General features: G+C 43.1%; 20 protein-coding genes and 3 pseudogenes. 12 read left to right on the top strand and 11 right to left on the bottom strand.

All coding sequences use genetic code 11. The annotated features are described in order from the left end of the window. Entirely contained in the window at window positions 1–558 is a 558-nt protein-coding gene (locus tag CEX98_RS04235; protein ID WP_099640872.1) for a GNAT family N-acetyltransferase, read from the bottom strand. Window positions 559–772: 214 nt separating this feature from the next. Here CEX98_RS04235 and CEX98_RS04230 point away from each other — a divergent pair, with 214 nt between their 5' ends. From CEX98_RS04230 to CEX98_RS04220, 3 genes are all read left to right on the top strand, one after another. Then, window positions 773–2,212 carry a chitinase gene (locus CEX98_RS04230; protein WP_099640871.1) on the top strand — a complete coding sequence of 480 codons (1,440 nt, stop codon included), beginning with the start codon at window positions 773–775 and terminating at the stop codon, window positions 2,210–2,212. Between the two features lie 134 nt (window positions 2,213–2,346). Next, window positions 2,347–3,546 carry an RsmB/NOP family class I SAM-dependent RNA methyltransferase gene (locus CEX98_RS04225; RefSeq protein ID WP_099640870.1) on the top strand — a complete coding sequence of 400 codons (1,200 nt, stop codon included), beginning with the start codon at window positions 2,347–2,349 and terminating at the stop codon, window positions 3,544–3,546. Between the two features lie 8 nt (window positions 3,547–3,554). Beyond that, a complete protein-coding gene (locus CEX98_RS04220; RefSeq protein ID WP_099640869.1) occupies window positions 3,555–3,806 on the top strand; it encodes a DUF2999 family protein in 252 nt (83 codons plus the stop codon). Window positions 3,807–3,960: 154 nt separating this feature from the next. On the opposite strand, the gene CEX98_RS04215 is transcribed toward CEX98_RS04220, so the two are convergent. Both CEX98_RS04215 and CEX98_RS04210 read right to left on the bottom strand, forming a co-directional pair. Beyond that, window positions 3,961–4,587, bottom strand: coding sequence for a DUF3667 domain-containing protein (locus CEX98_RS04215; protein ID WP_242441620.1), 627 nt, complete (start codon window positions 4,585–4,587; stop codon window positions 3,961–3,963). A 171-nt stretch (window positions 4,588–4,758) separates the two neighbouring features. Further along, window positions 4,759–5,748 (bottom strand): WD40 repeat domain-containing protein, encoded by a 990-nt coding sequence (locus tag CEX98_RS04210; RefSeq protein ID WP_099640867.1) that lies wholly within the window; start codon window positions 5,746–5,748, stop codon window positions 4,759–4,761. A gap of 185 nt (window positions 5,749–5,933) precedes the next feature. Here CEX98_RS04210 and CEX98_RS04205 point away from each other — a divergent pair, with 185 nt between their 5' ends. Continuing rightward, the gene (locus CEX98_RS04205) at window positions 5,934–6,821 is read left to right on the top strand and encodes a DMT family transporter (RefSeq protein ID WP_099640866.1); all 888 of its coding nucleotides are present in this window, start codon (window positions 5,934–5,936) and stop codon (window positions 6,819–6,821) included. A 130-nt stretch (window positions 6,822–6,951) separates the two neighbouring features. On the opposite strand, the gene CEX98_RS04200 is transcribed toward CEX98_RS04205, so the two are convergent. Continuing rightward, window positions 6,952–8,175 (bottom strand): NupC/NupG family nucleoside CNT transporter, encoded by a 1,224-nt coding sequence (locus CEX98_RS04200; protein WP_099640865.1) that lies wholly within the window; start codon window positions 8,173–8,175, stop codon window positions 6,952–6,954. 12 nt (window positions 8,176–8,187) lie between these two features. After that, a complete protein-coding gene (gene udk / locus CEX98_RS04195) occupies window positions 8,188–8,817 on the bottom strand; it encodes a uridine kinase (RefSeq protein ID WP_099640864.1) in 630 nt (209 codons plus the stop codon). A gap of 308 nt (window positions 8,818–9,125) precedes the next feature. Here udk and CEX98_RS04190 point away from each other — a divergent pair. The 5 genes and pseudogenes from CEX98_RS04190 to CEX98_RS04170 all read left to right on the top strand — a co-directional run bounded on the left by CEX98_RS04190 (window position 9,126) and on the right by CEX98_RS04170 (window position 14,083). After that, window positions 9,126–10,336, top strand: a pseudogene (locus CEX98_RS04190) (phosphopentomutase). A 14-nt stretch (window positions 10,337–10,350) separates the two neighbouring features. Next, window positions 10,351–11,051, top strand: a pseudogene (gene deoD / locus CEX98_RS04185) (purine-nucleoside phosphorylase). Between the two features lie 349 nt (window positions 11,052–11,400). Continuing rightward, on the top strand, window positions 11,401–12,372 hold the full coding sequence (locus CEX98_RS04180; RefSeq protein WP_099640863.1) for a tetratricopeptide repeat protein: 972 nt from the start codon (window positions 11,401–11,403) through the stop codon (window positions 12,370–12,372). A gap of 75 nt (window positions 12,373–12,447) precedes the next feature. Next, window positions 12,448–13,188, top strand: a complete 741-nt coding sequence (locus tag CEX98_RS04175; RefSeq protein WP_099640862.1) for a ferredoxin--NADP reductase — start codon at window positions 12,448–12,450, stop codon at window positions 13,186–13,188. A 61-nt stretch (window positions 13,189–13,249) separates the two neighbouring features. Then, on the top strand, window positions 13,250–14,083 hold the full coding sequence (locus CEX98_RS04170) for a hypothetical protein (protein ID WP_242441619.1): 834 nt from the start codon (window positions 13,250–13,252) through the stop codon (window positions 14,081–14,083). A 43-nt stretch (window positions 14,084–14,126) separates the two neighbouring features. On the opposite strand, the gene CEX98_RS04165 is transcribed toward CEX98_RS04170, so the two are convergent. Next, the gene (locus tag CEX98_RS04165; protein WP_099640861.1) at window positions 14,127–15,005 is read right to left on the bottom strand and encodes a TPR end-of-group domain-containing protein; all 879 of its coding nucleotides are present in this window, start codon (window positions 15,003–15,005) and stop codon (window positions 14,127–14,129) included. A 129-nt stretch (window positions 15,006–15,134) separates the two neighbouring features. Between CEX98_RS04165 and CEX98_RS04160 the strand changes: the two genes are divergently transcribed. After that, window positions 15,135–15,815 (top strand): substrate-binding periplasmic protein, encoded by a 681-nt coding sequence (locus CEX98_RS04160; RefSeq protein WP_099640896.1) that lies wholly within the window; start codon window positions 15,135–15,137, stop codon window positions 15,813–15,815. Between the two features lie 208 nt (window positions 15,816–16,023). Here CEX98_RS04160 and CEX98_RS04155 read toward each other — a convergent pair whose 3' ends face one another. The 5 genes and pseudogenes from CEX98_RS04155 to CEX98_RS04135 all read right to left on the bottom strand — a co-directional run bounded on the left by CEX98_RS04155 (window position 16,024) and on the right by CEX98_RS04135 (window position 19,969). Further along, on the bottom strand, window positions 16,024–16,605 hold the full coding sequence (locus CEX98_RS04155; protein WP_099640860.1) for a hypothetical protein: 582 nt from the start codon (window positions 16,603–16,605) through the stop codon (window positions 16,024–16,026). A 244-nt stretch (window positions 16,606–16,849) separates the two neighbouring features. After that, window positions 16,850–17,142: pseudogene (locus CEX98_RS23195) on the bottom strand (histone deacetylase); the annotation flags it as partial. 150 nt (window positions 17,143–17,292) lie between these two features. After that, on the bottom strand, window positions 17,293–18,198 hold the full coding sequence (locus CEX98_RS04145) for a histone deacetylase family protein (protein ID WP_099640859.1): 906 nt from the start codon (window positions 18,196–18,198) through the stop codon (window positions 17,293–17,295). A gap of 39 nt (window positions 18,199–18,237) precedes the next feature. Continuing rightward, window positions 18,238–18,864, bottom strand: a complete 627-nt coding sequence (locus CEX98_RS04140; protein WP_099640858.1) for a response regulator — start codon at window positions 18,862–18,864, stop codon at window positions 18,238–18,240. After that, entirely contained in the window at window positions 18,857–19,969 is a 1,113-nt protein-coding gene (locus tag CEX98_RS04135; protein WP_099640857.1) for a sensor histidine kinase, read from the bottom strand. The genes CEX98_RS04140 and CEX98_RS04135 overlap by 8 nt, the downstream gene beginning before the upstream one ends. A 202-nt stretch (window positions 19,970–20,171) precedes the next feature. On the opposite strand from CEX98_RS04135, the gene CEX98_RS04130 reads away from it, so the two are divergent. Then, entirely contained in the window at window positions 20,172–21,980 is a 1,809-nt protein-coding gene (locus CEX98_RS04130; protein WP_242441618.1) for a HAMP domain-containing protein, read from the top strand. After that, window positions 21,977–22,936 (top strand): methyl-accepting chemotaxis protein, encoded by a 960-nt coding sequence (locus CEX98_RS23190; RefSeq protein ID WP_242441617.1) that lies wholly within the window; start codon window positions 21,977–21,979, stop codon window positions 22,934–22,936. The genes CEX98_RS04130 and CEX98_RS23190 overlap by 4 nt, the downstream gene beginning before the upstream one ends. Window positions 22,937–23,345 lie beyond the last annotated feature (409 nt).

The raw sequence follows: 23,345 nt of genomic DNA, 5'->3' as shown, positions 1-23,345 counted from the left end.
CTAAAACTCCAACACCATTTCGGCTGCCTGACAATGGCACTCAGTACCACAGATAGTGCAGACATAGCCATGATAGATACAGTCGTCTAACCACTTATCATCATGTACTTTGATGAGTTTGCCACCGGCTTTGGTGAAGTATTTTACGGCCCCATTACCAGGGCTTTGCTTCCAAAGATGAGAAACGCCAGCCTTTGCACCTTGTTGCTTAAGCGCTTCCACTGAGTGGCGCAGTAGTTGTGGCCCTATACCTTGCCCCTGTGCTGAAGGTGCAATAGCGATGCACTTAAAGTAAGCCATATCCGCTTGATCAACGGGCCAAAGTGTTGGCGTGCTCCACTTATCAATTGGCCATTGCCCAGCACTATAAGACGTTCTGAAGCCGAGTAATTCATCGCTTTCGCTTAACGCGACAAAGGAAGCGTTAATGCCGTTTTTACAGCCCTTCTGGTACATCTGCTCAATGCCAGTTTCATCTAAGTAGTTATCACCATGAACGAGATTACCAAGTTCAATGACACGTAAAAAGTGTGCTGGTTGCAATGGAATGATTTTCATAAGCTGCTCTATTGTTGTTATTTACTGTGAAGCGGTTCGCTCTAGCATATCACGTTGGTTAATGTACCAAAAAGCTTCGGCAGCGCTCAATTTGAGTTCAATGCAATGGAATAGTAGAGCGTAAAGAGTGAACAAAATTTGACAGCGATGTCATTTTGTTAATAATTGTTAAATTGGCGACTTCGCCATTAACAACAATATGTAAAGGATAAGTATGAATACTCTAAAATTAGCAACTTCAGTCTCGCTGGCTATTGCTGCAAGCCAAGTAATGGCAATGAACCCGCAACCTGACCCGCAAAACCCCAATGGCTATGTTGTCTCTCGGGTCGAATTAACGAGTGCCGAACGCGCAAAGACGGATGATCCAATGTACGCTATTTGGTCTAAAGCCCTTGAAACTAGAGACAACACCATAGTCGAGGCGATTGCCCCAGGTCTTGCCAGTAACCCCGATAATGTAAAAAGAGCAGAACGCGTATTTGGGCAAACGCAATGGCAGTTTCTTACTCAAATGGCGGCACCTGAATACACCTATACGCGCTTTTTACGTGCAATCGGTAAGTTTCCTGCGTTTTGTGGCGACTACAGTGACGGTCGGGACGCTGATGCTATCTGCAAACGCTCCATAGTGACTGCTTTTGCTCACTTCGCTCAAGAAACCGGAGGGCATATTGCTAAGGACAACATCTCTGACAATCCGCTGGGATTAGAAGAGTGGCAACAGGCATTAGTTCATGTGCGTGAAATGGGCTGGTCTGAAGGCGAGGTGGGCTACACAACTGGATGTGGTCAAAATGATTGGCAAAATCGCCGTTGGCCCTGTGGCGCGGGACAAGGTTACTTTGGCCGTGGCGCAAAGCAGCTATCGTATCATTTTAACTATGGTGCATTTAGCGAGGTGATGTTTAATGGCGATGCCACCGTATTACTAGATAATCCAGGTTTAGTGGCAGACTCTTGGCTCAATTTAGCGTCAGCAATTTGGTTTTTCTTAACGCCGCAAGCGCCAAAACCGGCCATGCTTCATGTCATAGATAGAACCTGGACGCCATCACAACGCGAAAGTGATGCTGGGATTGGTTACGGCTTTGGTACAACGATTAATATCATCAATGGCGGTATTGAGTGCGGCGCGCAGAATAAAGACAAAGGCCAGCCAGTTAACCGGATCCGCTACTGGGAAGGATTATCGCATCATTACAACATCAACATTCAAGCCGATGAAGAAAATACCTGCTGGCAGCAAACGCCTTATGGCAGTTTAAACTTAGATGGCGCAACCGATGTTCTTTACACCAACTGGGAAGGAGACTGGGCTTATTACGCAGATCGCCCCGGAGGCTATTCATTTGAATGTAAACTGGTTGGGTATCAAACAGCTTATTCGGCACTAGTTCCAGGAGACTATGAGAAATGTGTGACAAACTTCTATGAGTCACATGCAAGCTGGCCTGAAGTGCGTGTAGTTGATGACTTACCAACGACCCCAACAGAACCGCCTGTCGATGGAGTACCCGCTTGGGATGCAGACAAAGTGTATCTAAAAGGCGATCGCGCCAGCTACAATGGTGCGATCTACGAAGCGAAATGGTGGACCAAAGGCAATATACCAGCTGCCGATGGTTCTGGTCCTTGGTTGGCTGTTAACTAATACAGCTAGTCGCTGTGGGGCTGGTTACTTTGGCCCCACAACTTTTAAGATTCTTGCCAAAGATCATAAACTCCAATTGATGCCCCATGGTATGCGCGCTAAAATAGTGTTTTAGCAATAATCGAGACCATATTGTGTCTGTAACTCGCGCGTTAGTTCAAACTCTGTCTGAGTGCATTGAACATGTACTAGATACCTCTCTTCATGCCGATAAAGCATTAACTCAATTACTACAGAACAACCCTCAGTGGAGCCTTGATGAAAGGCAGTATGTGGTGAGTAATTATTATCATATTTTTCGTTTTAAACGATTACTGGCTTATCTACTTGAACATGAAGAAATGCCGTTAGATGGCTTTGGCTATTGGTTGACTTGCCAAGTTGTTACAGCACAGCCACTGCCAGAGTGGGTGGATACCGAGCGTTATAACCTAGAACAGCTAGAAAGTTTAATAGCGCAGGCACCTCAAGCCGTTCGTTTATCATTCCCTGATTGGTTAAACGATGTGGCTTCTGCGCAACTAGGTGAACAGTGGCCAGCGATTGCAGAGGCATTAAATCAAAGTGCATCGCAATATTTGCGCGTAAATACCCTTAAAAGTGATATAGCAGCGGTCACGGCGTCTTTAGCAAAAGAAGGGATCAAAGTTTCACAAGTTGCGCTTGATTCTCATCACGCTTTAAAAGTGGAATCTAATAGTCACCTATTTCGCTCTCAAGCATTTCAGGCTGGATGGTTTGAAATGCAAGATGCTGGCTCTCAGCAAATAGCGCCATTCTTGGATGTTCAGCCAGGGCATAAAGTGGTAGACGCCTGCGCTGGCGCTGGTGGAAAGAGTTTACATTTGGCGGCACTGATGGAAAACAAAGGTCGGTTACTGTCTTTGGATATTCATGAGCACAAACTTGAAACGCTTAAGCAGCGGGCGAAACGAGCCGGTGTCCATGTTGCTGAAACACGTACTATCCAAAACAATAAAACCATTAAACGTCAAAAAGAGAAGTTTGACCGTGTGTTGTTGGATGTCCCCTGTTCAGGCCTCGGCGTATTAAAGCGTAACCCTGATGCAAAATGGCACTTGAATTCGCAAAATTTAGACACACTTATTGCTTTGCAAACCGATATTCTCGAGCGTTACAGTCAAATGTGTAAGGTGGGTGGCAAGTTAGTTTACGCGACTTGCTCTATTTTACCTGCCGAAAACGAGCTGCAGGTAGAGCGCTTTTTGGCTAACAACCCCAATTGGCAGTTAGAAGACTCACTACGCTTACTTCCAGGAGTAAATTCGGAATTTGACGGTTTTTATGCCGCACGATTAGTAAAAAATAGTTAGGAAACAAGATGAACCCAATCATTGCATTACTTAAAGAACACAATATTTCGGATGAACAAATTGAAGCGGTATTTACCCAGCTGACCGAAAACCCGATGATGGCGATGGCTACTATCCAGCAGTTAGGTATTCCACCAGAAAAACTACAACAGCTGATGGGGTTGGTAATGCAAAACCCTGCATTGATCAAAGAAGCGGTCGATGAACTCGGGTTAGACTTTGAGAAAGTTGAAGCGGCAAAAGCACAGCTAAAGCAATAAATACGAGTTATTAGGCTCTGTCGACCTTTTAAGTTTGTTTATGCACCTGTTGACTGGTGTTGATAAAAGGCAGAGCTAACGTAGTGAGCCTCTGTGGGTCTTGCAATAGAGACTTTGTACTTCTAGTCACTTTACCCCACATGCCTGTGGGGTATTATTGCATCCCGCCAACAAGACCAGTGTATACCCCAATAGTAAATAGGGTAATCGCCGAAAACGTCAGTGTTCCAAGGGTATAAGCGATTGTAGCGCGCAGCCCAGCCCGCCAAATGTTTTGCCTATGCTCATCCATCTTATAATTTAAGATCAAGCTGTAAGTACTGGAGAAAATAAAAGATAGAGCGGCATAGAGTTGCTCGTTTAACAGCCCAAACATCAATGGGACCACAAACAAAAATATCGTAATGGTGAGGATCAGCAGGTGTCCGATTGCGTACTCAAGCATGGTATAGGTTGAGTGGCGGTAAATTGCCTTTGACGCAATGCCCAAAAGTAGAGCCAATACAAACACCCGATAAACATGCGTAGCCTCGTAGAGCTTTATGCCTGTTTGCTGCTTTGCTTCCACAAGCGTGTAATTTGAAATAAAAGAAAGCCCAAAAAAATGTGAAGCTAAAACAATCACGGTAAGTAAAATAAAGCTAAACTTAATAGGGTTACCATAGCGGCTTCTTTGACCATGTAAGTAACCAAGAATAGTCTTAAATGGCCGAATTAATAATCCAACAAACAACTTAAAAAAGGGGGATTCTAAGTCTAGTACGGCGCTTTGCAGTAGCATGTTCACGTGACGAAATGTGAATGTTGATACCTTTTTCTGTCCACAAGCCGAACAATATTCGCCCAATAGCTCAGTCTGGCAATTTAAACAATGTGTTTGATTTTCAAATCTTGGTTGGTTCATATTTCAGCGGTTATTGTTATTCTTGTTATATGCTAGCGTTTCTTGTATCTAATAATCAAACAATATTGATGTTAACGACCACTTCTCCAAAACGCCATCTGAGCTAATCGTGGTTAATACATTACTATTCGATAAATTCAGGTCATACACTGTACTGCCTAAACTTTGTTGCGCAATGGGCCAGCTAATCACTTCTTTTCCCAAGGTTAATTCCCAAATTGAAACATAGGCTTTAGAGGACGTTGTCAGTAAAAACTGATCATCCACTAAAAATTGAGCACCGCGAAAAAATTTAAACCGCTGTGGATAAGAGAGCGTAAGCACAGATTCCCCCGTGCTGGTATCAATGAGTTGCTGTTTTTGTAGGGCATCCGAGACAAACAGCCAATGTTCACTTTGCGACAATGCGAGACTAGTAATACGATGAGGCAATTCGTGATCTAGGGTAATTTTGCCACTGCGTAAATCCAGCTGCTTTACGTGGCCATCTAGCGATGCTGAGTAGACAGCAGATAAGGCTCGGTTAAAAATCAAGTGGGTAATACTGCTTTCATGGAGTTTTATCCTCCTAAATGTTTTCTCTTCTAAATTTAAGAGCACAGCACTGCCGTCATTGTACCCAAGTATGATTAGGTGCTCGTCACTTGACCATGCGGCCCTAGTAATTTTTATATAGGGCTCAAACTTGGGTAACGGGTAATTTAGCACTTCATTAGAATACAGCTGCCAGATGTTTAATTGTGAATCTGAGACGCTCAAGATACTGCGCTTACTAGGGGCTATACTGGCTTCACGGAAGGTCAGCTGGTGCTCTCTTCCTTTTATTTGTTTTACAAGTTGTTGGCTCTGATTATCCCAAACTTGTATTAAATGATCGTCAATCAATAGCAGTGTTAGTGCAGCATCACTGGAAAGCCGTGCAAGGTTCACTGGCAATTGAGTCAATTGTATTTGCGCGATTGGGGCTAATGTTTGCTTCTTGCTGCACCCACAGAGGATAAGCAAGGCGATGATCATTGTTTGAATTGCCAGTTTCATTATTAGCCTCAACCTTGTTTTGACCAATTAGCTCCCTCAACTTGAGCCAGTATTAAGACAAATTGGTATTATTCCATACTATCTCAAAAGCCAGATAATGCTAATGTCAGTACCAAAAGTGGCTTGTGCTTTGTTTTTATATCGGCATAAAGTAAGGCTGCATTAATCTGAATTTGGAGTATGGAGTGAAAGGGTTTCTTGGTCTGGTATTATTGGCAGCGATTTGGGGCGGGTCATTTTTGTTTATGAAAGTGGCCGCAGGGGTGTTAGGCCCCGCTGTGTTGATTGAGTTTAGGGTTTTATTTGGCGCATTAACCTTGGCTGCGGTTGCACTCATTTTGAAACGTAACCTCAACTTTTGGCAGCACAAAAGACATTTTTTGATCCTCGGGTTGTTTAATTCAGCGCTTCCTTTCATGTTATTTGCTTACGCAGTACAAACACTCGATGCATCTATGCTCTCTATTTTAAATTCAACAGCTCCGTTTTGGGGCGTTATGATTAGTGCGTTTTGGTTAAAAGTGCCAATGCAAAAGTCTGTATGGTTAGGATGTGTTTGTGGACTTGCTGGTGTGATCACATTGGTTGGATTAGATAGTACGGTGTTAAACCAAGGTGCTTGGCTGCCTATTATTGCGACGCTTTGCGCAACGTTAAGCTACGCTGTCGCTTCCCACTATACCAAAACGGCTCCAAAGATGACGGCATTTAATCATGCACATGGCAATTTATGGGGAGCGGCATTATTAGTCTTACCGTTTATTTGGTTTATGCCAGTAAGAGAAACACCAGATAGTGCGGTAATTAGTGCTGTGATTGGGCTAGGTATTGTATGTACCGGGTTTGCTTATATCCTATATTTTAAATTAGTGGAGGAGCTTGGTGCGCCATCGGCGTTATCCGTAACCTTTTTAATTCCGGTTTTTGGCATTTTATGGGGACATGTTTTTTTACAAGAACAGATAGGCGCAAATACCATCTTTGGCAGCATTTTGGTGTTGCTTGGAGTAAGCTTAGTGACAGGGTTACAAGAGAAGATATTCCCACCGAAAGAACATAGTGTAGTGAAATAAGCAGCTTCAGAAACGATAAAAGGGCCTAAAAGGCCCTTTGGTGAAGTATCGTTCAAGTTAGTGTGGTCACTTTAACCCCTTAAAGCAACCAACCAATTGTTTTGCAACTGCGGCTTATCTCAATAAGTTTCTAAGCTAGCGAGAGGAAGAAACCTGCAATTGCTGCACTCATGAGGTTAGCCATAGACCCTGCTAACACTGCTCTGAGCCCTAGGCGAGCGATATCCTTTCTACGACTTGGGGCCATACCACCAAGTCCGCCTAGTAAGATGGCAATCGACGATAAGTTAGCAAATCCACATAAAGCAAATGTGACAATCGCCTGAGTGTGAGCGCTCAACGTATCGCGATAATTCATGTAATCTAGGTAGGCAACAAACTCGTTAACTACCAATTTTTGGCCGATAAAACTACCTGCCGTTACAGCTTCCGACCAAGGCACCCCAAGCAACCAAGCAACAGGGGCAAAGACGTAGCCTAAAATCTCTTGTAGCGTCAGTGTTGGGTAATCAAAAATTCCCCCAATACTGCCAAGTAAACCGTTCAGTAGTGCAATAAGTGCGACAAACGCAAGTAACATTGCACCTACATTGAGCGCTAAATGCATTCCACTAGATGCACCAGATGCCGCAGCATCAATAACGTTTACCGGCTTTTCGTCGCCGCTATCTACTTCTGATAGGTTTTCATGTGGTTTCTCAGTTTCTGGCACTATCATTTTTGCCATTAAGAAACCGCCTGGGGCTGCCATAAAGCTTGCGGCAATAAGGTATTTCAGTTCAACACCAATTGCTACATAGCCTGCCATCACCGAACCTGCAACGGTTGCTAAACCACCTACCATGACAGCAAACAATTCTGACTGTGTCATTTTTGGAATAAATGGTTTGACGATCAAAGGCGCTTCCGTTTGGCCAACAAAAATGTTTGCCGTAGCAGATAACGACTCAGGTCGTGATGTTTGCAGTAGCTTCTGTAAACCACCACCTAAAATTTTAATGATCCAATTCATGATACCAAGGTGATACAACACAGCAACGAGTGCTGAGAAGAACACGATCACCGGTAATACCTGAATCGCAAAAATAAACCCTAGCGAGTCTTGCTGGGCTAACGGGCCAAACAAAAAGCCAATACCGTCATTAGCATAGCTAATCACTTTGGCAACTGCGCTAGACATTGAAGCGAGTACATTTTTGCCCGCTTCAATAAAGAGTACAAAGCCACCGATGAGGACTTGCAAGATAAATGCAACGCCCACGGTACGCTTATTGATAGCACTGCGGTTTGTTGAACACGCAAATGCCACGCCCAGAAGCATCATCATGCCTACTAGGCTCATAATTGTTGTCATGCCAATTTCCCGTTATTCTTGTAGCAAATATTTTATTTTACTTTTTATAATATCAATCGCAACGCGATTCATACCGCCACGGGTCACAACCAAGTCGGCATTATGCTTGGATGGCTCGATAAACTGATAAAACATCGGTCTTACCGTCGCCTGGTATTGATCTACCACAGAAGACAAACTTCTTCCTCTGTGCTCTATATCTCTTTGCATGCGACGCAGCAAACAGATATCCAAAGGTGTATCAATAAACACCTTGATATCAAACTCTTCACTTAATGCAGGATCGCTCAGTAGTAATATACCCTCTACGATTAATATCTTAGCAGGGTTTACTATTCGTGTTTTATCACTACGTGTATGCTGTCCGTAATCGTAGGTAGGAACCTCTACGGATTCACCTTGGCGAAGCTTAGTTAAATGCTCGCGTAATAACTCGTGTTCAAACGCATCAGGATGATCATAATTCGTTTGAGTACGATGCTCTATAGGTAAATGCGATTGATCTTTATAATAGGCGTCCTCTTCGATTACCGCGATAGTACCTGAGGCAAGCTCATTTACTAATTCGTTGTAGATCGTTTGACTAAAAAGAGACTTTCCGGACGCAGATGCGCCAGCTATGGCTATAATAGTTCGTGTCACTAAAGTTCACACCCAGCAGTTGTTTATGATGGAAGATCACAATAGCAAAAAAGACACGATTAATCTCTTTTGCCTCGCTTAATGAGCAAATTTAACGGGTTTAGCGTGCTCAAAACAGGACTTATGTCCGCTTGTGGACAACTGAGTCAAATTAGCAAGATCGCAGCTTTTCGTGAATTTTGTGACTATTTTATTTCAGCGGACTTATGTCCTGTACGATTTTTTTAACCAAACATAAAGTAACCAACGCTTAAGGTAACCATGTATTTAAGAATAAATAACAGCCTAAGCAGTATAGAGAGGTATCTATGGCAAGAGCAATCATTTTAATGGCGGATAGCCTAGGCATTGGCGCAGCACCGGACGCAGAAAAGTTTGGTGACGTTGGCGCTAATACTCTCGCACACTTATTACAGGCTTATAAAAAAGAAAAAGGGCAAGCGTTAGACTTACCGAATCTTTCTAAACTTGGCTTGATCGCAGCCTGTGAAGCTGCCGGAAAAGAAACCTGCGCGGTTGCGCAAAATATTGCACCAAGTGCTGCTTGGGGATATGCAAAAGAATTATCAAGTGGTAAAGACACGCCGTCTGGCCACTGGGAAATGGCAGGGGTGCCGGTATTGTTTGATTGGGGGTACTTCCCAAATACTAACCCTTGTTTCCCACAAGAATTTATAGATGAATTGTGCAAGCGTGCAGATATTCCGGGTATTTTGGGTAACTGCTATGCATCGGGCACAACGATTTTAGAACAACTAGGTGAAGAACATATGCAAACCGGCAAGCCGATTTGTTACACCTCAGTTGATAGCGTCTTTCAAATAGCCGCTCATGAGCAATCGTTTGGACTTGACAAGCTTTATCAAGTATGTGAAATCGCACGGGCACTGCTTGATGAAATGAATATAGGACGAGTGATTGCGCGGCCATTTATAGGCACTTCAAGTGCGACTTTATTCGTACCGGTAACCGCCGAGATTATTCGGTGTTACCGCCTTCACCAACAGTGCTAGATAAACTGGCAAATGATGGTGGTGAAGTAATTAGTATTGGTAAAATTGCAGATATCTACGCGCATCAAGGGATCACGCAAAAGCACAAAGCTCCTGGTTTGCTGAATTTGCTTGCAAAGACTAGCGAAGTGATGGACTCAGCGCCGGATCACAGCCTTATCTTTACCAACTTGGTTGATTTCGACGAAAAGTTTGGTCATCGCAGAAATGCTGTGGGATATGCTGAGGCATTGGCTGAATTTGATGCATTTTTGCCGGAAATTATTGCTAAGCTAAGAGCAGACGACCTGCTATTAGTAACGGCTGATCACGGTTGTGACCCAACCGCTGAAGGTACAGATCATACTCGCGAGTACGTGCCGGTATTGGCGTATACACCGGGTATGAACAATACTCCGTTAGGAGAGAGACAAAGTTTTGCTGACATAGGTCAAACACTTGCCCAGTGGTTTGATTTAGACGCAACGCAGTACGGTGAAGGCTTTAAGGCCGAGATAAAAGCCTAACTAAAGGAAACAATATGAGTACTCCACACATTAGCGCAAAGCCAGGTGATTTTGCAGAAACGGTATTAATGCCAGGCGATCCATTAAGAGCAAAGTATATTGCAGAAAACTTTTTGGAAGATGCTCGCCAGGTAACTGATGTTCGCAACATGTTTGGTTTTACTGGTACTTATAATGGTAAACCAGTCAGTATCATGGGCTCAGGCATGGGGATCCCTTCTATGTCAATTTACGCGCGTGAGCTTATTGTTAGTTTCGGCGTAAAAAATCTGATCCGCATCGGACCTGCGGTGGTATTAGCCAAGACATCAAGATCCGCGATGTTATTTTTGCCCAAGGTGCAAGTACAGATTCAAACGTAAACCGTGCACGCGTACGTGGCTATGATTTTGCCGCTATCGCTGATTTTGGTTTATTAGAAAACGGTGTAAACGCAGCACGACGCTTAGGTATTGATGCAAAAGTTGGCAACGTATTTACAACAGATACTTTCTATCAAGCTGATGGCGAGTTCTACAAAGAATTAGACAAGCTAGGCGTAATGGCTGTTGATATGGAAACCGCCGGTTTATATGGCGTTGCAGCTGAGTACGGCGCAAAAGCAATGGCACTATTCACAGTAAGTGACCATGTAATAACAGGTGAAGCAACCCCCCCAGAAGAGCGTCAAAGCACGTTCAATGAAATGGTAAAAATTGCCCTAGAGTCAATTTAATACAATTTGAAAGTTCCTTGGTAACGTAATCGCAGAGTTTTGGAGACACGCCTAAAACAACGCGAATCACACCCAAAAAAGCCGCTATTTGCGGCTTTTTTTTGCCCATCAATAATGACGCTTAAGCAAAGTGGAGGGTTTTGCACCATTTGTATTAAGAACATGCACTATTTGAAGCACAGAAATAGCGTTAGTCGCTAGGCAAGAGTTTTGCTATTTAGTGGTTCTAAATAAGAAATTTTTAACGACGCTAATATGCGATTTGGTCATTCAAATTGATTAGAGAGTTAACTCAATTGGTATTACTATTATACTAGTGATAAGCCTTATCCACTTTTGGTGCTGAACTTTGAAAATTGTAGCGTTTTTCTTATTAGTGACAACAGCGAGCACTACTTTTGACTTTGATGCCTTTAAACAATTGGTAAAAAATAAACCAGCTGAGGCAATAGAGCAATATCAACGAGAAATTGTCCGGCCAGGACTGAGTGTTGAAACACAATATGACTTACATTTCGCTGCTATTAGGGCCAGTGCAATGGCGTTTGACAATCAGGTTTTTAGCAACGCAGTGAAGGCGTTACAAGCGGATGAGTTTCAAACGCTAGTCGAACAGAATAAAGTGAAGCTGGTAAGCAATATCGGTGTTGGTTATCGGTTGCGGGACCAAAACGAACAAGCAATACTGCACTATCGCTGCGCCATGAATGCATCGTCAAACTACCATCATAAGTCTGCGCTTAAGGTCAATATTGCCATTGCGTATATGAGGTTGGGTCAGCCCACAGTGGGTTATGACTTACTCATTGGGATTGATAGTGAATTACTGCCCAGCTTTATGCAAGCTGGGCTAAACACAGCCTTAGGTAATGCACTTTTTACTTTAGGAAAATACCAAGAAGCACTGACACACTATCAACGTGCTAGCGCCTACCATACTAAAGCGGGTAATGGCAGAGGGGTTTGGGAGGTGGAGCTAAATACCTTAGGTGTATATATACTTCGCCAAGAACTCATGCCTTACTTTGACAAACTGAAAGCTCTGGCTCAAGACAAAAGATTTGTGGCCCAAACAGCGCACTACATGAAATGGCTAGCTTTGTTAGCGCAGCGCTTAGAAGCAGAACAAAGAGGCAAAGTATTTTCGACCACAGAAGATATGCAAGCGCTTGCGTTAGGCGCTGCCAAAGAAGGTTATGCTCGCATTGTGAATGCTCATATTGATCAGTTTACCTTACCTCTATTACATGTCAGTAAGTTTAGTGCCAATCGAGCGCCGCTACCAGATGAATTGGCGAAACCTTGGTGTCGGAGCCTTTGACAATCTCACAATCTTTGCCATGGTTAAAGAAAGGTTAGGGTTTTAACGCTATTAGTCGAGATTTTGAGGAGCATTATGTCGCAATGGGTAACTGGAGAAATAGTCGAGATAATTCACTGGACCGATACCTTATTTAGCATCAAATTCATAGCAGACATTGCACCATTTAAGGCCGGCCAGTACACCAAGATCAGTCTACAGCGAGACGGCAAACGTGTGGCTAGGGCATACTCCTTTGTTAACAGTCCGGAGTCAGATTTACACGAAATTTTACTCGTTGAAGTGAAAGAAGGGCTGTTAACCCCGCCATTGCACCAGCTAAAAGTTGGTGACGAAATTGAAGTGGCAAAGCAAGCGAATGGTTTTTTTACCCTTGATGAGTTACCGCAGTGCGATACGCTTTGGATGATTAGCACGGGAACAGCGATAGGCCCTTTTTTATCCATGCTGATGGAGGGAAGCGTTTGGCAACAAATAGAGCAAGTGATCTTGATCCATGGGGTGAGATTAAATAACGATCTCTGTTATCGGGCAGAGCTTGAATCTCTACAAAATAACCAACCCAAGTTCACATATGTACCTTTGATCACTAGAGAGCAGCCCCAGGTTGGGTTGTCTGGACGTGTGACAGAACTGATTGATAACGGAGCACTGCTTACACATCTTGAGTTTGACGATTTCCCAAAGAACAGCCATTTTATGTTGTGCGGAAATCCAGAGATGGTCAAAGCGCTCAGTAGTCAGTTGCAAAATCGTGGCTATGCCCGTCACCGTAGGGCGAAGCCTGGGCAAATCACGGTTGAACAATATTGGTAAAGCGATGCTAGTGTTGAGTAAAAGTCTACTGTTTATATGCTTGTTGGTGCTTTGTAGTTCAGTGAGTGCAGCACCTACTGTGGTAAGGGTAATTGATGCGGCAGAGGAAAATGGTACGCCTCAGAATCAGTATTTCTTGTCGGTCTTGCGCTTAGCGCTTGATAAATCTCGGACGCAGTATGGGGAATATTGGATAGAACCAATTGACTTGCCGATTATTCAGTCTCGCCAGTTTAAGGAACTTGCCAAGCACAATATTGACGTATTCTGGACTGTCGCTACAGCGCAGCGAAATGCTGAAGCTCGCCCAATACCCATACCTATTGCGTTTGGTAGCTTTGGCGTTCGGCTACTTGCCTTCAATGTTGCAGATAGCGGAAAGTTCAATGTTCCTCTTACGCTTGATGAAATGAAACGCTTTGACATTCTGCTGGGAAAGGATTGGCCTGATGTCACTATTTTTAACAACTCGACTTTCAAGGTAGAAACTTATGCGCATGGAGCCGAGATTTATCGTGTACTTGCCAACACATCAGGTAAAGTTTTTCCGCGGGGACTCATTGAGTTATTGCCAGAGTTGGAGGCCCATAAACAGGGTCAGGTAAGCTATAGTAAAAAGCACTTATTTGTTTACCCTTCAATGGTTTACTTTTATATTAGAAAAGACGACAACGGGCTGTATAAACGGATTAAAAGCGGTCTTGAACTGGCGATGCAAGACGGCACTTTACATGACTTATTTTATCGCAGTAAATTGATGCGCGAGTTCAAACGTATAGAGCTCAACGACGCGCAGATTTACCGGCTAGATAACTCACAAATCGCCTCAAAAAAGCAGCTTGAGATGATCACTCAGTTACAGACTGAGCTGTTACAAGTTTTGGGTGTTGAGTAATACAATTGCTGTAAAGCCAACACCCGCAATCTCATCCTTAATATTAACTGTTTACCAGGTCATTAAAGCTTTGATTGTCCGCAAGACTTGCAAACGCCGGTTCATGTTGTAGCTCATTCTTTAAGTTTGGAGCGTATTCAAGTGCCATTTTTATATCTGCCATGGCGTCTGCATGTTTATATAACATGGCGTAAGCACAAGCTCGTTGCCAGTAGGCATAGCCATAGTCACTATCAATCTCCAATGCTTGATTACATAGGGCAATAGCCGTGTTGGTTTGGCCTAGCTCCAGCAAAGCGTCGGCTTTATAAGCAATGGCTTCAACATCTTCTGGTTTGCGATTTAAAATTTCGTCGTAAATTTCAATTTTTGAATTCATATCACTTTCAAGGTTTGCTCGCATCCACAGTGAGTGAACTTCATTGGTAATTGAGATTTTCTTTTGGTTGTTAAGAATTTCTTCTGAGCGCTCGCGAAGCTTTTCTTCGAGTACCTGTAGGCGCTCTTCATACTCGTCGGTAATAGTGCCAACACGTTGGCTGACAATATCTTCTACTTTACTCTTTATATCTCTGAATGACGTCCAACCAACGACCACTAAAATAGATGCAGCAGCAGTGATCAAGAAAAGCACATTATTGATAGTATCCGTTGTGTAAGTGATTGCGCGGTCTGCGGTATCCAGTTGCGAGTGGCTGATCTTTTTTTCAATATCTGCTCTTAAGCGCATTTGGTCTTCTCTGACCGCTTTCAATTCATCAAGAATATAACGCTCAATCAAAGGGCGATACATAGGCTCTTGTAATTGTGATAGCGCTTGCTGTTGTTGACCCTCGGATGGTTTGCTCTGCGCTGTTTGCTCTGCTGCAAAAGTCGATAAACTAAAAGCGGCAAGAAAAATAAATAGTACTATGCTTTTCATATTAATGTTCTAAAAACTATATTTTGCGATATGGTGCATGAGTTAACTTGGAATTGCAAAAGCTTAGGTAGGAAGGTCAGGGTGGGTAGGTGTTTTTTATTACAATTACTGTTTTTATTCACACTGAGCATGCGAATAAACGCTACCGAGTTATTGGTATTAACTGAAGAGTGGCGTCCATATAATTATACCAATGAGCAAGGCCTTATTGTGGGGAGAGCCACAAAAAAAGTACGTGAAGTCTTGGCAATAGCAGAAGTCGACTACGAGATAAAAAGCTATCCATGGATCCGAGCGATGGAAACCACTAAAACTAGGCCCAATACCATGTTATACACTATTTACCGGACGGCAAGTAGAGAAGACGACTTTGAATGGGCTTGTCCGCTTATTCGTCCTGTGCCCATGTATTTTTTCAAGCTGAAAACCCGCAATGATATACAAGTTGCGACCCTTGAAGAGGCGAAGAATTACACCTCGGCAGTGGTAAAGGGCAACCTCTATCACGAGTTTTTAATCGAGCATGGTTTTATTCCTGGTCAGCATTTGATTGTTTCAGCACAACCTGATAGCTTTTATAAGCCTTTTTTTAAAGGGCGCATTGATTTAGTGATGTCTACAGAATACCTGATGAGCGAAGCGCTAGAAGAAGCTGGAATGCAATATGATGATGTTGAGTTATTGATAGAAGTTACGAAAGCGAATCAACAACGAGGCTGTATCGCATTTAATAAAGAAACAGCTCCTGTCATTATTGACAGTGTGAAGCGGGCTTTAGCTCAGCACAACAAAGCGTTTGTTGGGCCTTGATGTAATACCATCTAGCCTTGATTTTTGCTCAATATGAGGGAGGAAACCAGACGCTAACTCTGTTAAAAATTGCTATTTAGACAACTAAATAGCAAATTTTTTTCCTTGCCTGCATGGGCGTCAGTGCCTTAGTGTGAGCAGGATTCGGTAGCGTTGTTATCGACAAGATTTTCTCGCCTCAAAATAGATTATTTGCTTATAGTATTAATTAGTAGTTAAGCTTTATTTGACCGACCGAAACGCTGCCTTCCGCCCAAGTTGTTCTACATTTTAATGTTAAGATGCTGTCGCTATCATTGTTGTTATCTAGCGTAGTATTATAGGTTACAAACTGTTCACCTGAAATACTTGAGTCTGATAAATCAATCCAGTCGAAGCCTTTTCCTGTGCCGTATTTTATCCACTTGTCTTGACCACCATCGCTAACCTTACGCAATCTAGAAATAAGGCAGCCACCATTTGAGTTGTTCAGCCCTTCAGTGATGCCGCTAACCGTTAATGTGAAGCGATCCATATTTGCATTTAACGGTACGCTACAGTTAAAGAATCGCTCAGTTCTTAAGTAAGTAGGGTTAAAAACAAAGTAGCCGTTTGCCGTAGCTCCCATCTCTTCGCTTAGCTTTTGCTTGATTGCTTCAGTAGTACCGACAATACCTGCATATTTTGTGAAAGCCTTAGATTCTAATGTTGCATCCAATGAGCAGTGATTTGCACCAGAATATAAATCAACAGAAGCATAAGCTGAATTTGCAATAAATAGTGATGCGATAAGCGTGAGGGTTGTCTTCATAATAACTCCTTGTTATTGTTGTGAAAGCCGGTACGTTAACAGTTTTTGTGTTTTTAGTAAATAAATGAATTTTAAATGTTTGTTTTTTGCTTAGGTAAGGGTGAGAGCTTTGTCTGAAGAGGATATGCGCACCAGTGGTGCGCATAATCAGTGCCATCGTGAAGGGGGGTTATCCAATAGCTTTAGGCTGTTCAAACCCTTCAAAATAGTAAACGTTGCTCGATTTAAAAGGGATCAACTATTTTTAAAATTTTGCAGTTTTTTGCATCACTATTGCGTGTCGTTTTGTAAGACGTTGGTGATCTTTGTCGTATCCATCACCAATCACAGTAGCTACGGGAGTGCCATGCTTTTGGCATAGCCCAAGTACTAGCGCATCTCGCTTGGCAATTCCCAGCCAAGAAATATCAAGTTTACCTAGGCTGTCACCTTGCCAAATATTGACGCCAGCATCATAAAGACAACATTTGGGTTGAGGTCTAGCAGCAGCGGCTCAAGAGTGTTTGCCACAACCTCTAAACAGTGGGTGTCACTTAAAGTAATTTCTAGTTTACCTAGGCTGTCACCTTGTCAAATATCGAGCCAGCATCATAAAAGGCAACATTTGAGGTGAGGTCTAGCAGCAGCGACTCAGGGGGGGTGGCAAAACCTCTAAACAGTGGGTGTCACTCAAACCACTTAAAGCATTTAAAATTTTGCAGCTTGTTGCACCACTATTGCGTGTCGCTTTGCAAGACGCTGGTGATCTTTGTCGTATCCACCACCAATCACAGTAGCTACGGGAATGCCATGCTTTTGGCATAGCCCAAGTACTAGCGCATCTCGCTTGGCAATTCCCAGCCAAGAAATATCAAGTTTACCTAGGCTGTCACCTTGCCAAATATCGACGCCAGCATCATAAAAAACAATATCTGGATTGAGGTCTAACAGTAGCGACTCAAGGGTGCTTGCCACAACTTCTAAATAGTGGGTGTCACTTAAACCAATCTCAAGCCCAATATCTAAATCACTGGCGTGCTTACGAAAGGGAAAGTTTTTCTCACAATGAATTGAGCAGGTGAACACGTATGGATTGTGCTTTAACATCGCAGCGGTGCCATCTCCTTGGTGGACATCCAAATCAAAGATGAGTGCATTGGTGATTTTTTTGGTGTTGATAAGATGAGTGGCCGCAAAGGCGAGGTCATTTACCATGCAAAAGCCTGAACCAAAATCAAAATGTGCATGGTGCGTACCGCCAGCTAGATGGCAAGCTATGCCATGTTCAAGCGCTAACTCTGCAGTTTTTAGCGTACCAAGTGGTGCGGTAAAAGTACGTGCCATGAGTGCTTCAGACCAAGGCAAGCCTATTCTTCGCATCATTTTGATATCGAGCTGGTTACGCCATAAGTCCCAAATATATTGTTCACAATGTACTAGCTCAAGTGGTGATGGCGAGCCAGTTTCAGGGTTATGTACATTGTTATTTACTAGCCCCATAGTTTTTACCTCTTGGAAGAGGCGTGCAAACTTGCTCATCACAAAGCGATGTTTAGGGTCGAAATTAAACGAATAATTCGGATGGTAAACCAAGGGTAAATTTGGGTTATTCAAAGACGACTCCAATAAAAGTGACGTCTCAGTTTAGCAATATCAGTCTCCAAATCCGAGGGCTTTAGCTTTTAATGTGGCTTGTGTCCTATCTCTAACTTGTAATTTAGACAATAAACAAGAGACCGAGTTACGAATAGTACCTTCTGCCTTAAATAGGGTATTTGCTATTTCTTTATTGGAGTAACCTTTAGCAATCAATCTTAATATATCTTTTTCTCGCGTGGTGAGCTTTTCCATGGTGGCATCTGGCTTTAACAGCGAGTCTGCAAGTTCCTCTTGAATGACAACTTCACCTTGATGAACTTGTCGAACGGCATCTATCAATTGCTCTAGCTCGACATCTTTTAGTAAGCAGCCTTTGGCACCAAGTTCGATAGCCTGCTTTAGCTTCGCGGTATCGTTAAAGGTTGTGAGAATAATCACCTTAAAGTTTAGATTCAAAGTGGAAAGCGCGCTTAGCACATCGACACCATCAAGCTCGGGCATACGCATATCTAGCAGTACAATATCAGTGGCGATTTGTCCAAGTTTAAGCGATTGCAGGAACTCGTCACCGCTGCCATAGCTACCAGTACATACGATATCGCCGCTTAGTGAAAGGAGTGCTTGCATGCCTTGACGCACCAACGCTTGGTCATCTACCAAACATACTGATATTTTAGTCATTATGAGCTCCAAATTGGATTGTTAAGGTTACGCCCTGTTGTGTTGCCACATCTAGACTGCCACCAAGTTCTTGAATGCGTTCAAGCATGCCAGCCAGACCATTGCCAAAGCGTATACTATTTAAGGTGATCCCATTGTCACTGATCTGTATTTTCAAGCCATTTTGACTAGACACCCGAACATGCATTTTATCGGCTTTGGCATGTTTTAAGGTGTTAGTGATTGCTTCTTGGCAACATTTTAAAATGCAATTGGCATAGCTTAGCTTTTCAAGTAATGGGTGGTGTTCGTAGTCCAGCTCGATATTCAGCCGTGGAATGGATTCTGTGAGTTTTAATAAGGCGTCATACAAGTCAATATGTTCGTTACTGCGTTTATCGCTGACTAAATCACGAATACATTTTAAAGTGTCTTTTGCTTGTAAATAGCAACTATCTAGTAATTCTGTTAGAGGTGCTGCTGCGGTTCGACGAGCGACATCTAAGTTTACGATTAGGCTAGTAATTTGGTGGCCAACATCATCGTGGAGTTCTCGTGCTAGCTGCAATCTTTCTTGTTTCGCGATACTTTGACTAAGTAGGGACTGTGTGGCAGAAAGTTGACTGTGGGCTAACTGCAATGCCTCTTTTGCTTCTTGTTCCTTTTGCATTCTTTTGCATACAACAAAGGCAAATAGCTGAAAGCAGGCAAACAATATTGCATTTAAATATTCAAATCCATTTTCCCAAAAAAAGTATTGCGCAGCAATATACGCACAGGCCGTCATGCCTATATACCCAAGTGCAAAACTCAGTGGCACATAAAAGGCCAGAATTCCAACAAACTTAACGTTATAAATTAGATGGATAGCAGCGGGAGAGGTTAAATTGATTGACTGGATCAGCAGGGCTAATACCAGCAGCATGGCGTACCTGACTTTATAGCCGTAGTGCTTTTCAGACTCATTGATACATAAAAGTACTAAGATCAACACGCCAATATGTTGAAACCAAGGTAGCCATTGTAGTTGTTGCTTTGCATACACAAGGCTTGGTATAGCAACTGCTAGCCAAGTAACAATAGTTGTCACTAACCAAGAAGTTGGATAGCGAAAAAACCCCGACATCTGTTTACTCCACCAAAACACCTTGCAACAGGTATTGTTATTCCTTTAATACTCAGCAGATTATCCTACCAGATAATTGTGACGCTGTGATGATGACGAATGTCACAAATTTTACCTTATAAATAAAAACGCAATATTTGTGACCCCTTAATTCCTGTTCTATCTTTATGTAATAATCTTTTCATAATTAGGGATACGCGCAGTGAAAAGTGTTAAAGCAAAACTGATTACAGCTGTCACAGCGGGTTTAGTAGTAATGTTAGTGGGTGCCATGATAACTGTGATCACCATGAAACAAGTGTCGGAGCAATATGACGCGTTAATAGACAACGAACTTGCCGCTAGAGAGCAAATCAATCTGGTACTCGATGACTTTAAAACACAAGTTCAAGAATGGAAAAACGTACTCATCAGAGGCAGTGAACGTGGCCAATTTGACAAATACTGGTCAAGGTTTGAAGCTAAAGAGGCAAATGTACAAGCACAGATCACCGCAATTCTAGCTAACTATTCACTACCGCGTAAACTGGAGGGCAAACTCCAAGACTATCAACAAGAGCATCTTGTGTTGGGTGAAAAGTATCGTGAGGCGCTGGCGATTTTTCAGCAATCCAATTTTGATATTAAACTTGCCGATAAAGCAGTGAGTGGTATTGATAGAAAGGCGAGTGCTTACTTACTGGACATCAATGAGCAAATAAACGAACTGGTAAATGTGCGTACAGCAGCCACAGTTGCAGCAAAAAATCAGGTGATCTTGTACAGTACGATTGGGCTTGTCGTCGTCGCGTTGTTAACTTTGGCGCTGTTGACTTGGTTTATGCAACTACTCATTACTCGACCAATCCATCAAGCCTCCGTGGTTGCCAAAGCCATTGCCAATGGGCGACTAGATAATGATGTACATATAAATAGTGATGATGAAATTGGCGACTTATTACTGAATTTGCGACAGATGCAAACTAACTTAGTTGAGGCAACACAAAAGCTAGAAACTCAAGCCAGAGAAAACCTAAGGATCCGCTATGCCTTAAATAATGTGGCGGCACCGGTGCTGTTATGTAATGACAAAAACCAAGTGATTTATATCAATGCCCAATGTGAGTCTTTATTCAAACGATACCAGTCATCACTAGAGGTCCCCGAGCAGCTTGTTAATCAAGCACTTCCTGATTCTTTACTGAAAAGCTCAGCTGAGTTAGCTAAAGCGTCTGGCGCATTGGTGAGGCAATTAGAGTGGGAGTGGTGCGCAGGTGCTGTGATCATTGCAACAACCGCTAACCCGGTATCAGACCAACAAGGTGCAGTACTTGGCACCGTATTCGAATTTACTGACTTGAGCCAAGCTAGGCGTGCCGAAAAGCAAGTTGCGCAGCTAATTAAGTCTGCCTCCGATGGCAACCTCTCTGAGCGGGTTAACCTTGAAGGGTATGTTGGTTCAATGAAGTTGATTGCAGGCGGCCTCAATAAGTTGTTAGACGCTGTGGAACAACCCATTCGTCAAACCAAACAGTATTTAACTGCGCTTTCAAAAGGAGAAATTCCACAGCAAATTGATGGCGAATTTAAAGGTGAATTTGCACAAATTCATGCGGCGCTACAGCGTGCCACTGCCTCCTTATCCCTGTTGTTAGATGACACTTATAGTTTAGTGGCTGCGGCGGGAGAGGGAGCATTGTCAACTCGTGCCGATGAAACAAAACATCAAGGAGAGTTTAAGAAGATCATCCGCGGTGTAAATGAAACACTCGATGCCGTATCTAAACCTGTCGAGCTAACAAGTAGTTACCTAGAGTCTATCGCTAAGGGGGAGTTGCCAACGCTGACAGAAGTAGAGTACAAAGGTGAGTTTGGCAATATCTACCAAAGCCTAACGTCGTGTGTCGGTGCGATTAATATGATGTTGGCGGATGCTGAAAAACTTGCAGAGGCCGCCAGTGAAGGGGACTTACATCACAGAGCTGAAGCACAAAAACATCAAGAGCCTATGGCTGTATCATTACCGCAATGAATGAAACCATAGACTCCATTGAAGCACCGCTAACGGAATGTATGAATGTGATGGATGGGCTATCTCAAGGTAATTTAACCCGTCAAGTCGAGCAGTCTTATTCTGGAGACTTTGCATTGTTGAAACAGTCGGTTAATACGAGTGTTGGCAATCTCGCGAACATGATGCAAAAGCTACTCGCAATGGCTGAGTCTATTACCGTTTCAGTGCAGCAGATCACCACGGGAATAGAAGAACTTAGCGAACGATCGTCTTCGCAAGCCGCTTCCATTGAAGAAACGCGGGTATCGGTTGGTGAAATTACCGATACCGTCCACTCAAATGCCAGTAATGCGCAATCAGCTAATCAACTAGCCATTGAGGTTAATCAGCAGGCGCAACAAGGTGGCGAAGTGGTAGAGGCTACCATCGAGTCTATGGCGGAGATCAGCAAGAGCGCTAGAGAAATTCTAACTGTAATAGAAGTTATTGACTCTATTGCTTTTCAAACGAACTTGCTGGCATTAAACGCATCAGTTGAAGCAGCTAGAGCGGGAGAAAAAGGTAAAGGGTTTGCCGTAGTTGCATCTGAAGTAAGAAACCTTGCACTACGCAGCGCCAGTGCATCGAAAGATATCTCTGAGCTATTGCAAAGCAGTAATATTAAGGTAAATCAAGGATCAAAACTCGCATCTGAGTCTGGAAAAACCCTAAAAACCATCGTTGAGAGTGTTTACGGACTTGCATCACAAGTACAGACCATAGCAGAAGCGTGTGATACGCAATCCAGTGGTATCGAACAGATAAACCTCGCGATTAAGCAAATTGATGGGATCACACAACAGAACAATACCTTAGTTGAAATGACCAACGCCTCAGGACTTTCTCTGTTGAGCAAAGCCAATGAGCTGCGCGATATGGTAGAGCAGTTTGATATTGGCAAAACAAAAACGGAGTTGGTCAAAGCGGTTAGTTAACCTTTGCCAGCTGGTACTGGTTACCAGCCCTTGGGCTTAGTTGGCCAGCGGCAATGAACTGTGAGGTGAAAGGACGCTCCTCCACTCAGTAAAATACGGTTTGTATAGCTGTAGATTCTCGACGCTTGCCCTATAACTATAATAGCTGACACCCACTGTTATTTTAGGTATTTATGTGAAAAGTCGCTGAACAGGGGCTAATCTCTAGCGCTTTTTAGCGGATAAGACTTGTATAAACCAGTTGATTTACAGAAATGAATTGCTTTTCAAGATCAAAAGTTATTATCACGCACAGGAGAACTCCTGAGAGCACATAGTCAGGAATACTGAAGTTATGAATGTGAGTCTATTTAACCCAGCAAGCGTTCGCAGTTGGTTAGGTTAGTCCGTCGGCGCTTTTTAAGGGCAT

This window comes from Pseudoalteromonas piscicida (assembly GCF_002744175.1).
GTDB classification, from domain to species: Bacteria; Pseudomonadota; Gammaproteobacteria; order Enterobacterales; family Alteromonadaceae; genus Pseudoalteromonas; species Pseudoalteromonas piscicida_B.
Note: the sequence above shows the minus strand (reverse complement) of the source record. Positions and strands in the feature narration are given on the sequence as shown.